Below are 13,804 nucleotides of genomic sequence, written 5' to 3'. Positions count from 1 at the left end.
GGACATGAAGATGTTGACAATGATCACGGTGGGGCTGGTTGTGCTCATCGTGGGCATCTTCGGCATTGCGTATCTGGCCGCCGATGGTCAAAAGGAGGAGATCAACGGGTTGGCACAGGGTCAACCCGTCCTGGGCGATCCGAAAGCACCAGTCACCTTGATCGAATTCGGAGATTTCAAGTGTCCGGTGTGCAAACGGTTTGAGGAAACCGTCTTTCCTTTGTTGAAAAAGGAATATATCGACACTGGCAAAGTCAAGATGGCATTTCTCAACATGCAGTTCATCGGGCCAGATTCGGTGACAGCCGGCATTGCCGGTGAGTCGATCTACCATCAAAAACCGCAGGCATTTTGGCAGTTTTATGACGCGGTCTACCGGAATCAACAGGACGAGTACACCATCTGGGCCACGCCTGAGTTTCTGGTGCAATTGGCCAAGCAGCAGGTTCCTGGCATCGACGTGAAACGTCTGGAACAGGACCTCCGCACCCGGAAATATGAGGCGGATGTACAGCAGGATATGAACAACGGAAAGAAACTGGGCATCAATTCGGTTCCGACCATCTACGTCAACGGGAAAAAAGTGGACAATCCGCTGGACTACAACCAATTGAAACAAGCGTTGGATGAAGCGCTTCAGGAATCGGGCAAGAAAGGATAATCCGGTATGATGGCGTGGATTCGGCAATACGGATTGTATTTCGCATGGGTGGTGTCATTGGTTGCGACGGGAGGCAGTTTGTATTTCAGCGAGATCGCGTTGTTTGAACCATGCAAGTTGTGCTGGTTTCAGCGGATCTTCATGTATCCGTTGACGGTACTGCTGGGAATCGCCAGCTATCGGAATGACCGGTGGATTATCCCGTACACGTTGCCACTCAGTGTGATCGGCGGTTCGATTTCGCTTTATCATTATTTGCTGCAAAAGGTACCGGCGATGAAATCGTTCTCTCCCTGCACGCGCGGGGTGCCCTGTACAGGCGACTACATCAACTGGTTCGGGTTTGTCACCATCCCCTTTTTGGCATTGACGGCGTTTATATTGATCACTTGGTTTCTAGTAGCGGCCCGGACGGCGGAATCGGACGAAGTTGATGAAACAGCCACGGAAAAGGATGCATAAACGGTATCGGATTCGGTTGTCCGTTTCTCCGGCAGTGCATGATGAAACGGGAGCGGAGGAGCGTACAAAAAAACGCACCGAGTAGTAAAACGAGCAGCAGATACTATGTTTGAAGAAAGGATGACAAGGAACCAGGACGAGGGTGTGTCTGGAGTAATTCCGTGAGGGGAGAAAGCAATGCGGACAATGTTGATCAGACACACCCAAGTCTGCTAATTCGCCAACTTGAAGGGTGGCCGTTTTCCAGGAGCACGCTTCACCTGAATCAAAGACCTGAAATCATTGACAGGTGCCCCGTTAATTTTGTATATTTATCTTCAAATCCTTTTCGTTTGTCAGTTCGGAAAAAATCACATAGTCCGATTAGCGGAACTCTTATCCAGAGCGGCGGAGGGACTGGCCCGATGAAGCCCGGCAACCTATTTGAAAGGATTGTCTTTCAAATGTGGTGCCAATTCCTGCAGAGGGTATCTCTGGGAGATGAGAGTTTGCGCGTTTACGACGCCAACCTTTCATCCGATCAGAGATGAAAGGTTTTTTATTTGATGGAAGGAAAGAGGATGATGGACATGGGTATTCAACCGTTGTCGGAACGGATGAAAGAAAAAATCCTGATTCTGGACGGCGCGATGGGAACGATGCTGCAAAATGCCCGTTTGACGGCGGAGGATTTTGGTGGCGAAGCGTATGAGGGATGTAACGAAATGCTCAACCTGACGCGACCCGACCTGATCCAATCCATTCATGAAGCCTATCTGGAAGCAGGAGCGGACATCGTGGAGACCAACACGTTCGGTGCCACGTCGGTGGTATTGGCCGAGTACGGACTGGAAAGTCGCGTGGAAGAGATCAACCGTGCAGCTGTGGCCTGTGCCCGCAAAGCCGTGGACAAATGGACGCGGGACGGTTCTCCCCGGTATGTGGCCGGGGCGATGGGACCGACAACCAAGACACTCTCGGTGACGGGCGGTATCACGTTCGACCAGCTGGTGGACGCGTATTACGAACAGGCACGTGCGCTGTTGTTGGGCGGCGTGGATGCGTTGCTGCTGGAGACATCCCAGGACACGCTGAATGTGAAAGCCGGCGGAATTGGGATCCGGCGGGCATTTGCGGAGTTGGGAACCGAAGTTCCCATCCTGATTTCCGGCACGATCGAACCGATGGGTACGATGTTGGCCGGGCAAAATGTGGAGGCCTTCTACGTGTCCATCTCCCATCTCCGTCCATTGTCTGTGGGGTTGAACTGCGCGACCGGGCCGGAATTTATGCGTGACCACTTGCGGACGCTGGCTTCTATGGCCGATTGTGGGGTGAGCTGTTATCCCAACGCCGGTTTGCCCGATGAGGAGGGACGGTATCACGAGACGCCGCAGGGACTGGCCGCCAAACTGGCTGCCTTTGCTGATGCAGGCTGGCTCAATATGGCGGGCGGATGTTGCGGTACGACACCGGATCACATCTGTGCGCTGGCGGAAGCACTCAAGGACAAACGCCCCCGCCCCGTACCGGAACGGCGTATCCCGGCGGTATCCGGAATCGAGACCGTTTATGTGGAGGCGGACAATCGACCGATTCTCGTCGGTGAGCGGACCAACGTGATCGGGTCGCGCAAATTCCGTACCTTGATCCAGGAAGGAGAGTATGAAGCCGCTGCGGAAATTGCCCGCAAACAAGTGAAAAACGGTGCCCAGGTGATCGACGTGTGTCTGGCAGATCCTGACCGGGACGAACTGGAGGATATGCGGCGGTTTTTGACCTACGCTGTCAAGGTGATCAAAGCGCCGCTGATGATCGACTCCACATCGCCCGAAGTGATGGAGGCGGCGTTAAAGTTTTCGCAGGGCAAAGCCATTCTCAACTCGATCAACTTGGAAGACGGGGAAGAGCGGTTTGAACGGGTGGTGCCTCTGATTCACCGCTATGGTGCGGCGGTTGTGGTGGGGACGATCGATGAACGGGGCATGGCCGTTGACCGCGAGCGCAAATGGGAGGTGGCCGAACGCTCCTATCGCTTGTTGACGGAAAAGTACGGCATTCCGGAAGAGGACATCATTTTCGACCCACTGGTTTTCCCTGTCGGGACAGGCGATGAAGCGTACATCGGATCGGCAAAGGAAACTGTGGAGGGCATTCGTCTCATCAAGGAACGTTTGCCGCGTTGCCAGACGATCCTGGGCATCTCCAACGTATCGTTCGGCTTGCCGCCGGCGGGACGGGAAGTGCTGAACGCCGTCTTTTTGTATCACTGTACCAAGGCGGGATTGGACTACGCCATCGTCAATACCGAAAAACTGGAGCGTTATGCGTCCATCCCGCAGGAAGAAGTCCGCTTGGCGGAGCGGTTGCTGTTTGAGACCAATCATGAAAACTACGAAGCAGTGTTGGCCGAGTTTGTTCAGTTTTACCGCGCCAAAAAAACGGAGACGAAGTCATCGGGAGAATCGTTGCCGTTGGAAGAGCGGCTGGCGCAATATATCGTGGAGGGAACCAAGGACGGATTGATCGATGATCTCAAGCTGGCGCTGGAAAAGTATAGCCCGCTGGAGATCATCAACGGTCCGCTGATGGCTGGGATGGACGAAGTGGGACGGTTGTTCAACGACAACCAACTGATCGTGGCCGAAGTGCTGCAAAGTGCCGAAGTGATGAAGGCAGCTGTCGCGTTTCTGGAGCCGTATATGGAGAAAACGGAGTCCAATATCAAAGGAAAGATCCTGTTGGCTACGGTCAAGGGGGATGTGCACGACATCGGGAAAAACCTGGTGGAAATCATCCTGTCCAACAACGGATTTGAAGTGGTCAACCTGGGGATCAAGGTGCCGCCGGAGCAACTGATTGCCGCCTGTCGTGAGGAACAGCCCGACGCCATCGGTCTGTCCGGGCTGTTGGTCAAATCGGCTCAACAGATGGTCGTCACCGCTCAGGATCTGAAAGCGGCGGGGATCAACGTTCCGTTGTTGGTGGGCGGGGCTGCTTTGACCCGAAAATTCACGGAAACTCGTATCCGCCCCGAATACAATGGGCTGGTCCTGTACGCCAAAGATGCGATGGACGGATTGGAATTGGCCAACCGGCTGACCGACCCCGACAAACGGAGACAGTTGGAGCGACAGTGGCAGGAGCAGATGACGGCGGCGACCACGGTCACGGTTCGACCAAACGAAGAAACGGTGACGGAGGCGCCGCGTCGATCTGATGTTTCCCGTGAAGCACCAGTATTTACCCCGCCCGATTTTGACCGGCACATTTTGCGAAACTACCCGCTGTCCCATCTGCGGCCGTACATAAACGAACAGATGCTCTTGGGCAAACACCTGGGGCTTAAAGGCAACGTGGAGCAACTGTTGGAAAACGGAGACGAAAAAGCGTTGAAGTTGAAAGAAGAGGTGGACCGCCTGCTGGCGGAGGCGCGGGAAAACGGGATATTGCAGGCGCACGGAATGTATCGGTTTTTCCCTGCACAGGCGGATGGAGATGCAGTGCTCGTATATGACCCAAATGATATGAATCGTGTGTTGCAACGGTTTGATTTCCCCCGCCAGAAGAAGCCGCCCTACCTGTGTCTGGCCGATTTCCTGCGGCCGAAAGAGTCCGGCGTGATGGATGTGGTCGGGTTTCTGGTCGTGACGGCGGGCACGGGTGTCCGTGAGCTGGCCGAGGAGTGGAAGCAACGGGGCGACTATTTCCGTTCCCACCTCCTACAGGCAACGGCTTTGGAATTAGCGGAGGCGTTTGCAGAGCGTTTGCATCAGGTGATGCGTGATGTGTGGGGATTCCCCGATCCGCCGGAAATGACGATTAAGGAACGCTTCGGCGCTCGTTATCAGGGGATTCGCGTCTCTTTCGGGTATCCAGCGTGTCCCCGGCTGGAGGATCAGGAAAAGTTGTTTGCTTTGATGGAACCGGAGGCCATCGGTGTTCACTTGACGGACGGGTGGATGATGGAGCCGGAGGCATCGGTGTCTGCAATGGTGTTCGCCCATCCGGAAGCACGATATTTTAATGCAGAATAAGGGGGGGGAGAAAGGTGTCAGGACGAGATTTGCGCCAGTGTTTGCAAAACGGTTTGCTCGTCGGGGACGGGGCGATGGCCACGTACCTGTACCAACAGGGCATACCGGTGGGAATTTGTTATGAGGAGCTGTCGCTGACGCAACCAGATGTGATCCGTTCGGTCCATCGAGCCTATTATGAGGCGGGTGCGCGCCTGATCGAAACCAATACGTACGGTGCCAACCGGGAGCGATTGGAGCGCTACGGACTGGCGGGGAAAGTGACACGGATCAACCGTGAGGCGGTGGCGGTGGCCCGTTCCGCTGTGGGTGACGATGCGCTTGTCGTCGGGTCGATCGGGTCGATTTTGGCCGGGAGAGTGCCGCATTTCGACACTGAAGCGTACCGCGACATGTATGAGGAACAGGCCACGGCACTGTTGCACGCCGGGGTGGACGGGATCGTGCTGGAGACGTTTCTTGATTTGGAAGAACTGCTCTTGGCTGTGGAGGTGATCCGTCCGCTGACGGACCGGCCGATCATCGCGCAGTTGGCTTTGTTGGAAGTGGCACGGACACGGGATGCCTATACGTTGGATGAGGCATTCTCCCATTTGGCCAAAAGCGGGGTGGATGGTGTCGGGTTCAATTGCCGATTGGGGCCGACAGAATTGTTACGCGCGTTGGAACAGACGGTAATTCCTTCTGACTTGTGGATTTCCGTTTTCCCCAACGCGGGACGGCTGGGATTGGTTGACGGGAATTACGAATACCAGACATCGCCCGCCTATTTCGGTGAGTCCGCATTGCGATTGCGTGAGCAGGGGGTGCGCATCATCGGCGGTTGTTGTGGTACTACGCCGGCGCACATTCGGGCAATGGCCGAATCGCTCCGGGATTTGCCCCCTCTGCCGCGGGTGAACCCGAAAAACAAGGCCGAGGCATCCGCCCGCCGCGTGCCGATCCATTTGCGCCAACGCACCAAACCGACGATCGTCGAGCGGGTCAAGCGGGAATACACCGTCATCGTGGAGCTGGACCCGCCCAAGGATCTGGAAACTTCCTCGTTCCTGGAAGGAGCTGCTCGCCTGCATACGGCGGGAGCGGCGGCGATCACCATGGCGGACAATTCGTTGGCCACCACGCGGATGAGCAACATGGCGCTGGGGGCGATCGTCAAATCACAATTGGGCATTGATCCATTGGTCCACATCACTTGCCGAGACCGCAATCTGATTGGGCAACAATCCCACGTGATGGGACTGCACGCGCTGGGTATCGACCAAGTGCTGGTCATCACGGGGGACCCGACTCGAATCGGCGATTTGCCTGGGGCCAGTTCTATCTACGACGTCACCTCATTTGAACTGATCCGTATGCTCAAACAGCTCAACGAAGGCATTTCCTTCTCTGGCAAACCGCTGAAGCAACGGGCACAATTCGTGGTCGGTGCCGCATTCAACCCGCACGTGCGCCATTTGGACGCGGCTGTTCGACGACTGGAGAAAAAAGTGGAGGCCGGAGCCGATTTCATCATGACTCAGCCCGTTTACGATGCCGATGGAATCCGCCAGATCGCTGAAGCGACTGCCCATTTGGACATCCCGGTGTTTATCGGTATTATGCCGTTGACCGGTTACCGCAATGCACTCTTTTTGCACAATGAGGTACCAGGGATTAAAATACCGGCGGACGTGTTGGAGCGGATGAAAGACCTGAAAGGGGAAGAGGGAAGGAAAATGGGCGTCACGATCGCCAAGGAGCTGCTGGATGTGGCAATGGCGCACTTTCGAGGTATTTATCTGATCACACCGTTTGCGTATTGGCAAATGACGGAGGAGTTGACTCGCTACGTTCTCCAGGCAAAGCCGAACGCATTGGTACAGGGCGCCAGCGGGCGGGGATAATGTCGTCAATCATCCGTTTGAATTCTCTTAATCGGGATCAGCGCATCAAAATATAAAAATCCCGGCAACCTGTACGCTAAGGAGGCCGGGATTTGTTTATTCGGACTGTCAGACGTAAACTAGGTGGTGTGAGAAGAACTGTCCTGTAGGAGTGGTTTTTCCATTTTTCCCCATGGGGAATTGATTTGTTCACCTTTCTTTTCCTTGCCGGATTGATCGGCTTAGGCTATATTGAAACGTGTTTCGACAATTCCCATATTATCCGTAAGGAGTGGGTCCATGTTCTATCACCGTTCCGTGAAACTGACGGTTGGGCGGTCATGGATAATCTGGAGCTTGTGTCTTTGTTTGCTCCTTACCGGCTGTATGTCACCAATGGCGGCATCTGCTTCGCAATCGCCGGTGACGGTGCATCACGAGCTGGGTGAGACAACGGTGAAATCACCGCCTAAACGGGTGGTGCTGACTGATCCTTATCTGTTGGAAGTCACGTCGGCCATGAGGATTCATCCGATCGGCGTGGCCAAGGAGAATGAAAAACAAACGGGTATTCCAAGCTATTTGAAAGGGAGTATCCAAACCAACTTCAAGTGGGTCGGTACCAAACAGCAACCAGATTTGAACGCCATCCTCAAATTGAAACCCGATCTGATCATCGCCGATGTTGGTCAAAAGCAATGGTATCCTCAATTTTCTTCTATGGCGCCGACATTAGTGGTTCGGGGGACGGGAGCAGATCATTGGCAGAAAGTGGCCAATCTCCTGGGCGTGGTGTTTCAAAAAACGGGACAAGCACAGGCATTGCTGAAGAGAAGTCAGCAAACGGCTGATCGTGTCCGCGCATTGTCGTCCCGGTACCAGGGGATGAAAGTGTTGCCGGTGGAAGTAACTGGTCCCCATCGCGTGCGGGCGTACACGAAAATGTCGGATTTAGCCGTTTTGTTGGACGATGTAGGATTGGGGGTTTCCTTTTCTAAGCAAAAACAACCGTATGTGGATCTGGATGGCGGCAAATTGGCGGGTCTTCCTGCAGATACGCTGATCGTATTGCGCAAACCTTCGGATCCACCGGGTCAAATCAAAAAGGACCCGGTCCTACGGCAACTTCCGGCAGTCAAAGCCGGACGGGTGGTGGAATTGACGGCGGAATGGGCGTTGAAGCGAAATGGACCACTGTCCGACGAAAAACTGATGAACGAGTTATACGGACAATTAACCAAGGGTTTGAGCTGGAAAAATCCAGAACCGGCTCATCATATGCAACCGGCTAAGTCCGAACCTTCAAAAGTGGAATAAACGTCATGTAGATCAGGCGAAGGAGCTTGAGGATGAGGTACGATGTTATCGTGATCGGCGGCGGCCCGGCCGGGTTGATGGCAAGCGCGTCTGCCGGTATGCACGGCGCCAAAGTGCTGCTGCTGGAGAAGGGCGAAAAACTGGGAAGAAAGCTGGCCATATCGGGAGGCGGTCGGTGTAATGTCACAAATATCAAGGAAATCGATGAACTGATCCGGCACATCCCGGGAAACGGCCGCTTTCTCTACAGCGTGTTTTCCATTTTTAACAATCGGGATTTGGTCCGCTTTTTTGAAGAAATGGGGGTCCCGTTGAAGGAAGAGGAAAATGGGCGCATGTTTCCCGTATCAGACAGTGCCAAATCGGTGGTGCGGGCACTGGTGAAAAAGGTGGAAGCGGTAGGGACCGATATTCGCCTCAATATGCCGGTTCAGCGTGTTTTGTATGAAAACGGGAAAGTCAAGGGAGTGCTATGTCGAAACGGCGAGGTGTGGGAGGCGCCAGCCGTCGTCGTGGCGGTGGGAGGAAAAGCGGTTCCCCAGACCGGTTCCACCGGGGACGGCTACGCTTGGGCGGAAGAAGCGGGACATACCATCACCGAACTGTTCCCGACCGAGGTGCCGCTGACGTCGTCCGAGCCCTTGATTCAGAACAAAGTGTTGCAAGGCCTTTCCTTGCGCGATGTCGTTCTCACCGTCTACAATCCCCGGGGCAAAAAGCTGGTCCAACATCGCGGGGACATGATCTTTACCCATTTCGGCCTCTCCGGTCCGGCAGCATTGAGATGCAGTCAGTTTGTCATCAAAGCCTTGAAAAAGTCGGGTGCATCTTCGACACCACTGGTCATCGACCTCTTTCCTGATCATTCACAGGGGCAACTGGAACAACGATGGTGGGAAGTAAGGCAACAACATCCCAAGAAAACAGTGCGAAATGCATTGCGAGCGTTTCTGCCTGAAAGGCTGATTCCGGTTTTGATGGAGCGGGCTCATCTTCCCGAAGATCTGACCGTATCACATCTCTCCCGTGAGCTACTACAGCGACTTTGCCGGGAGGCCAAACACTTGACCATGATGATTGATGGGACATTGCCGCTGGAAAAAGCGTTTGTGACCGGTGGGGGTGTTCATGTGAAGGAGATCGACCCCAAAACCATGCAGTCCAAAAAAATGCGTGGTTTGTATTTTTGTGGCGAAATCCTGGACATTCACGGCTATACGGGTGGTTACAACATTACCGCCGCTTCCTGCACCGGATATGTGGCCGGCAAGAGCGCTGCTGAACAGGTCCTCGCAACTCTTTGTGAGGAACGAAATACTCTTTGAGGGAGAAGAAGCTTTTTCAGGCACTGTAGCGGAGTCCGTCAAAGATACGCCAATCTTTCACAAAATAGGGTGTTCAAAAACACCGTACGGACGGTAAAATAAAGGCGAATCAGTTCGTGGAATCATCGCAACCTCGTGATTCGCGGGAACGACCGACCGGGCAGTCGGAGGCGTTGAGGAGGGATTCCAGTGTTGAAGCAAGAAGTTGCGACGACGGCCATTATCACATTTTTGATTATCATCATTATGGTGTTGACGGCCCTGTATATACGCGAACGCGGTAAAAACAGCAAGTAACGATCAGACGGACTGCGCCAATTCCAAAGCCGGATCTTCGCCTTGCGCCCTGGCTGAAAGTTTTTGGGTGTAAAGGCGGATGCGGCTTTTTCTTTGCAAATAAAAAACCTCCCTACATCGGGGAGGAATAAAGATGGCTGTTGTGGGGTTGAATCATCAAGATGAAATCTCAGGTGGAGCTACCCCCATTTGTGGGACGAGCTGCTCCATTTGCGGGAAGAACTGCCCCATTTGCGAGAAGAACTGCCCCATTTGTGGGAGGAACTGTCCCAGCGATAATATCCGCCGCAATGTCTCATCCAGCGCCTCATGAATTTCTTCTCCATCTTGTGGCACATTCTCATGTGGCGGTACCAATATCGCATCATCATCGGGTCCATCATGGGCATATGATGGTAGGGATCGTAAGGCATCTGATCGTAAGGCATCTGATGGTAGGGATCGTACGGTATAGGATCGAGGGGCGGACAAGGCCATTTGGGTTTATGAGGTTTGTAGGGTTTGGGGTATTTGTGGGATTCTTTCGGCGGTAACGGCGGTGGGGACGGTGGCAGTGGATATTTTGGTGGTTCACCCATTCGACTTCACTCCTTGCATCCTTTTTGGGTACGCATCACAGTGTATCGTATGAATGTCTAGCTACGGACGTACCGGGTGTACACGCCCAACTTTGCGGCCAAACATGCCCTGTTCAGCGGATCATGGTCGCTTGGTTCCACTGCCGAAAAAGGATATAATAGAGGCGGCCCTGACTGAATATACAGGGCAGGAGGGAATGGGTGTTATGGAAGTGAGAAAAATCACCCCACGAGGGTATTGTTACGGTGTGGTAGATGCCATGGTGTTGGCACGGCAGGCGGCAAAAAACCTGGACTTGCCGCGGCCGATTTACATCTTGGGCATGATCGTGCACAACCGTCATGTGGTGAAGGCGTTTGAAGAGGAAGGCATCATTACACTGGACGGGGCCAATCGGTTGGAACTTTTGGAGAAAGTGGACAAAGGAACTGTCATTTTCACCGCTCATGGTGTATCTCCGGAGGTGCGGCGACGGGCACGAGAAAAAGGCCTCACGATTGTGGACGCCACTTGTCCGGATGTGACTCGCACCCATGAATTGATCAAGGAAAAAGTAGCGGAAGGCTACGAAGTGGTTTATATCGGCAAAAGCGGTCATCCTGAACCGGAGGGCGCGATGGGGGTGGCCAAGGGTCACGTGCATCTGGTAGAAACGGAAGAGGACATAGAAAAGTTGGATCTCAAAACGGACAAGGTGCTGGTGACCAACCAAACCACCATGAGCCAGTGGGACACTGCGCATCTGATGAACAAAGTGCGGGAGAAATATCCGACTGCAGAGATCCACAACGAGATTTGCCTGGCTACCCAGGAGCGGCAGGAAGCGGTAGCCGAACAAGCCAAAGGAACGGATCTGGTGATCGTGGTCGGAGACCCCCGTAGCAACAATTCCAACCGTTTGGCACAGGTGGCGAAGGAAATTGCCGGTGTCGATGCGGTTCGCGTCAGTGATGTGACGGAAATTCAACCGGAGTGGTTGTTTGGCAAAAAGTTGGTGGGAGTGACGGCGGGGGCTTCGACACCCACACCAATTACGCGCGAAGTGATTCAGTATCTGGAGCAGTTCGACGAAAACGATCCATCTACTTGGAAACCGAAACGAACGGTCAATATGAAAAAGCTGTTGCCCCCCGTACGGGAGAAAAAAGTGCAATAAAACAATCAACCGGGGTAATCCCCGGTTGATTTTCGTGCGAAACTTTCTGATAATTCAACCCAAGAAAACCACATATTTTCAAGCGATTACATACGCGTGTCGGGATACCGGGTCAGGATGTAATCGTAACATTCGTTCATGCTTCCGCGAAATTCCACCCGATGATCTTTTTTCATTGGATTGTACCATTGGAAATAATCATCTTCTTTGAGGATGGAAGGCGGATATTTTTCAGAATCCCGGATGACGTAATACATGGCTGACACCTCCTGATTCCTATTATGTTCAAAAAACTTGCAACATAATCATATTGAGGAGAGCGGGTGTCGAAGCCATGAAGACCCTTCACGTCAGAGTCGAGAACCGTTATCATGGAAAAGTAATCATTTTCCCTCGATATCCATTGCATGACGGATCGCCCCTCCGCTCCGAGGGGCCAACGGTAGACCCTGTGGTGAAGGAGCTGAAACGATGAGATGCAGCAGTTGCGAGCACTCTGTAACGGTCAGCGCCAAAGTGCTTGTTTGGGTGATCGGTTTGGAGGCTGGAAGCCTGTTGGAGATCGGGCTTCTTAACCTCTCGTTATTACCGACCGGGCTGAGGGAAGGCGTTTCCGTGGGGATCGGATTGGTTGTGGGTGGAATTTTGTTTCGCAAATTGATCACGCAACCTTGTGATTCTTGTCCGGTCAACAGTAAATAGGGTATGCTGAATCATTGATTTGTCCCGTTCAGCGGTTATCTTCTTCCGGAAGGCGGATGAGACTGATCGGAATCGCGACGGTTTCTCGTCCGCCTTCCCATTTGCCCCATGCCATGACGCCGTTGATTTTTTCGACGTGGAAACGGTCGGGGTGATCCTCCACCTCGTACACGACACCGGATTGGATGCGCGAAGCGTCCGTTAGATAGGAGCGGGCCAGTGCCCGGCGTTGACGCAGTACTTCGGCTTCACTCGTCATACCGAAACGGCGGGCGCGCGTTTCTTCCATCTGTAAGCGGTCTATTTCCAAACGAAGCTCTTCTTCGCTCATTTGACTGAACAGTTTCATATCGGCAGTCTCCTTGTCCAATCAGGTCCGTTGATGAAATGATATCATACTTCCTTTTTCGTTGTCCGCTGACCGGTTAGATTGCCGTCACGTTCCGCTTCTACTGTGATACAATGAAATCGAAATATTGGGGAGTGAGCAACGTTGGCGGTGATTCTGTTATTTATCGACGGGGTTGGCTTGGGGGAGGAATCCGATCACAATCCATGGTATGTTCGGCCGACTCCGCATATCGACCGGTTACTGGGCGGTCGTTCATTGGTCAGGAGCGCCGTTGGGCAGATCGGTTCGGATATGGTGTTGCTGGAAACAGATGCTTCTTTGGGTGTACCCGGGTTGCCGCAGAGTGCAACGGGTCAGGCCACTATCTTCACCGGGCGCAATGCGCCGAAAGCGATGGGGGCCCATCAGAGCGGTCTTCCTTTTCAACGTCTGCGAAAATGGGTGCAGACAGACAATATTTATCTGCAGATGGAGCGACGGGGATGGCGTGCGACCTTTCTCAATTGCTACACGCCAGAGTATTTCCAACGTCCAGCCACCCGCAGGGGATGGGTGTCCGTATCCACTGCCGCCCTGTTGAGTTCTCGCGAACCGGTGCGTATGTTATCCGAATTGTTGGCCGGAAAAGGAGTATACCATGATTTGACCCGGTGGACATTGGCCCGAAAAATTCCCGATGTACCCGTGATTGAACCGGAAACCGCTGTCGATCATCTGCTGGATGTGGCGCGGCAATACGATCTGGTCATCCATGAGTATTTTTTGTCCGATTTTGCTGGTCATAAACAGGACGAGAATTTGATGCAAACGGTCATTGACCATTACGATCGATGGCTCGGTGCATTGGTCGACCGCAAGCAGGCGGATGATGTCATCGTACTGGTAAGCGATCACGGTAACAGCGAGGATATTCGGGTGAGCACCCATACGAACAACCCGGTTCCCACATGGATCATTGGCGATGCTCATACGTGGCGGGAGATACCGCATCAGAAATGGGATTTGACATGCATTGTACCTCTTTTGTTGCGTTTGGTGGAAAAAAGACGTATCACCACATCATGAGGGGGAA

11 protein-coding genes and 1 riboswitch are annotated in these 13,804 nt (G+C 53.4%); of the genes, 9 read left to right on the top strand and 2 right to left on the bottom strand.

Annotated features, from left to right (window positions below; genetic code table 11):
- Positions 1-4 precede the first annotated feature (4 nt).
- The 7 genes from NWF35_RS10315 (at position 5) to NWF35_RS10285 (ending at position 11,678) form a co-directional block, all read left to right on the top strand.
- The gene (locus NWF35_RS10315; RefSeq protein WP_301238973.1) at positions 5-661 is read left to right on the top strand and encodes a DsbA family protein; all 657 of its coding nucleotides are present in this window, start codon (positions 5-7) and stop codon (positions 659-661) included.
- Between the two features lie 9 nt (positions 662-670).
- A complete protein-coding gene (locus tag NWF35_RS10310) occupies positions 671-1,123 on the top strand; it encodes a disulfide oxidoreductase (protein WP_301239073.1) in 453 nt (150 codons plus the stop codon).
- A gap of 372 nt (positions 1,124-1,495) precedes the next feature.
- Positions 1,496-1,610, top strand: a riboswitch (SAM riboswitch).
- An 82-nt stretch (positions 1,611-1,692) separates the two neighbouring features.
- Entirely contained in the window at positions 1,693-5,139 is a 3,447-nt protein-coding gene (gene metH / locus NWF35_RS10305) for a methionine synthase (protein ID WP_301238972.1), read from the top strand.
- 14 nt (positions 5,140-5,153) lie between these two features.
- Positions 5,154-7,025 carry a bifunctional homocysteine S-methyltransferase/methylenetetrahydrofolate reductase gene (locus NWF35_RS10300; RefSeq protein WP_301238971.1) on the top strand — a complete coding sequence of 624 codons (1,872 nt, stop codon included), beginning with the start codon at positions 5,154-5,156 and terminating at the stop codon, positions 7,023-7,025.
- 279 nt (positions 7,026-7,304) lie between these two features.
- Positions 7,305-8,321, top strand: coding sequence for an ABC transporter substrate-binding protein (locus NWF35_RS10295; RefSeq protein ID WP_301238970.1), 1,017 nt, complete (start codon positions 7,305-7,307; stop codon positions 8,319-8,321).
- A gap of 32 nt (positions 8,322-8,353) precedes the next feature.
- Complete coding sequence (locus NWF35_RS10290) at positions 8,354-9,646, top strand: BaiN/RdsA family NAD(P)/FAD-dependent oxidoreductase (protein WP_301238969.1); 1,293 nt, start codon at positions 8,354-8,356, stop codon at positions 9,644-9,646.
- A 1,081-nt stretch (positions 9,647-10,727) separates the two neighbouring features.
- Positions 10,728-11,678 (top strand): 4-hydroxy-3-methylbut-2-enyl diphosphate reductase, encoded by a 951-nt coding sequence (locus tag NWF35_RS10285; protein WP_301238968.1) that lies wholly within the window; start codon positions 10,728-10,730, stop codon positions 11,676-11,678.
- 86 nt (positions 11,679-11,764) lie between these two features.
- Here the strand turns inward: NWF35_RS10285 and NWF35_RS10280 are convergent, their stop codons facing one another.
- Complete coding sequence (locus NWF35_RS10280; RefSeq protein WP_301238967.1) at positions 11,765-11,935, bottom strand: hypothetical protein; 171 nt, start codon at positions 11,933-11,935, stop codon at positions 11,765-11,767.
- A 214-nt stretch (positions 11,936-12,149) separates the two neighbouring features.
- On the opposite strand from NWF35_RS10280, the gene NWF35_RS10275 reads away from it, so the two are divergent.
- Complete coding sequence (locus NWF35_RS10275) at positions 12,150-12,380, top strand: hypothetical protein (RefSeq protein WP_301238966.1); 231 nt, start codon at positions 12,150-12,152, stop codon at positions 12,378-12,380.
- A 28-nt stretch (positions 12,381-12,408) separates the two neighbouring features.
- On the opposite strand, the gene NWF35_RS10270 is transcribed toward NWF35_RS10275, so the two are convergent.
- Positions 12,409-12,729 carry a DUF1811 family protein gene (locus NWF35_RS10270; protein ID WP_301238965.1) on the bottom strand — a complete coding sequence of 107 codons (321 nt, stop codon included), beginning with the start codon at positions 12,727-12,729 and terminating at the stop codon, positions 12,409-12,411.
- A gap of 150 nt (positions 12,730-12,879) precedes the next feature.
- Between NWF35_RS10270 and NWF35_RS10265 the strand changes: the two genes are divergently transcribed.
- Positions 12,880-13,797: a hypothetical protein gene (locus NWF35_RS10265; RefSeq protein ID WP_301239072.1), complete on the top strand. Its 918-nt coding sequence runs from the start codon at positions 12,880-12,882 to the stop codon at positions 13,795-13,797.
- The last annotated feature ends 7 nt before the right edge of the window (positions 13,798-13,804 follow it).

The organism is Polycladomyces subterraneus (genome assembly GCF_030433435.1).
GTDB classification, from domain to species: domain Bacteria; phylum Bacillota; class Bacilli; order Thermoactinomycetales; family JIR-001; genus Polycladomyces; species Polycladomyces subterraneus.
This window is presented reverse-complemented; position numbering and strand designations above follow the sequence as displayed.

Coding starts and splice junctions, on each gene's coding strand:
- NWF35_RS10275 (WP_301238966.1), top strand. CDS start 12,150: ATGAGATGCAGCAGTTGCGAGCACTCTGTAACGGTCAGCGCCAAAGTG.
- NWF35_RS10295 (WP_301238970.1), top strand. CDS start 7,305: ATGTTCTATCACCGTTCCGTGAAACTGACGGTTGGGCGGTCATGGATA.
- NWF35_RS10310 (WP_301239073.1), top strand. CDS start 671: ATGGCGTGGATTCGGCAATACGGATTGTATTTCGCATGGGTGGTGTCA.
- NWF35_RS10280 (WP_301238967.1), bottom strand. CDS start 11,935: ATGTATTACGTCATCCGGGATTCTGAAAAATATCCGCCTTCCATCCTC.
- NWF35_RS10290 (WP_301238969.1), top strand. CDS start 8,354: ATGAGGTACGATGTTATCGTGATCGGCGGCGGCCCGGCCGGGTTGATG.
- NWF35_RS10285 (WP_301238968.1), top strand. CDS start 10,728: ATGGAAGTGAGAAAAATCACCCCACGAGGGTATTGTTACGGTGTGGTA.
- NWF35_RS10270 (WP_301238965.1), bottom strand. CDS start 12,729: ATGAAACTGTTCAGTCAAATGAGCGAAGAAGAGCTTCGTTTGGAAATA.
- metH (WP_301238972.1), top strand. CDS start 1,693: ATGGGTATTCAACCGTTGTCGGAACGGATGAAAGAAAAAATCCTGATT.
- NWF35_RS10315 (WP_301238973.1), top strand. CDS start 5: ATGAAGATGTTGACAATGATCACGGTGGGGCTGGTTGTGCTCATCGTG.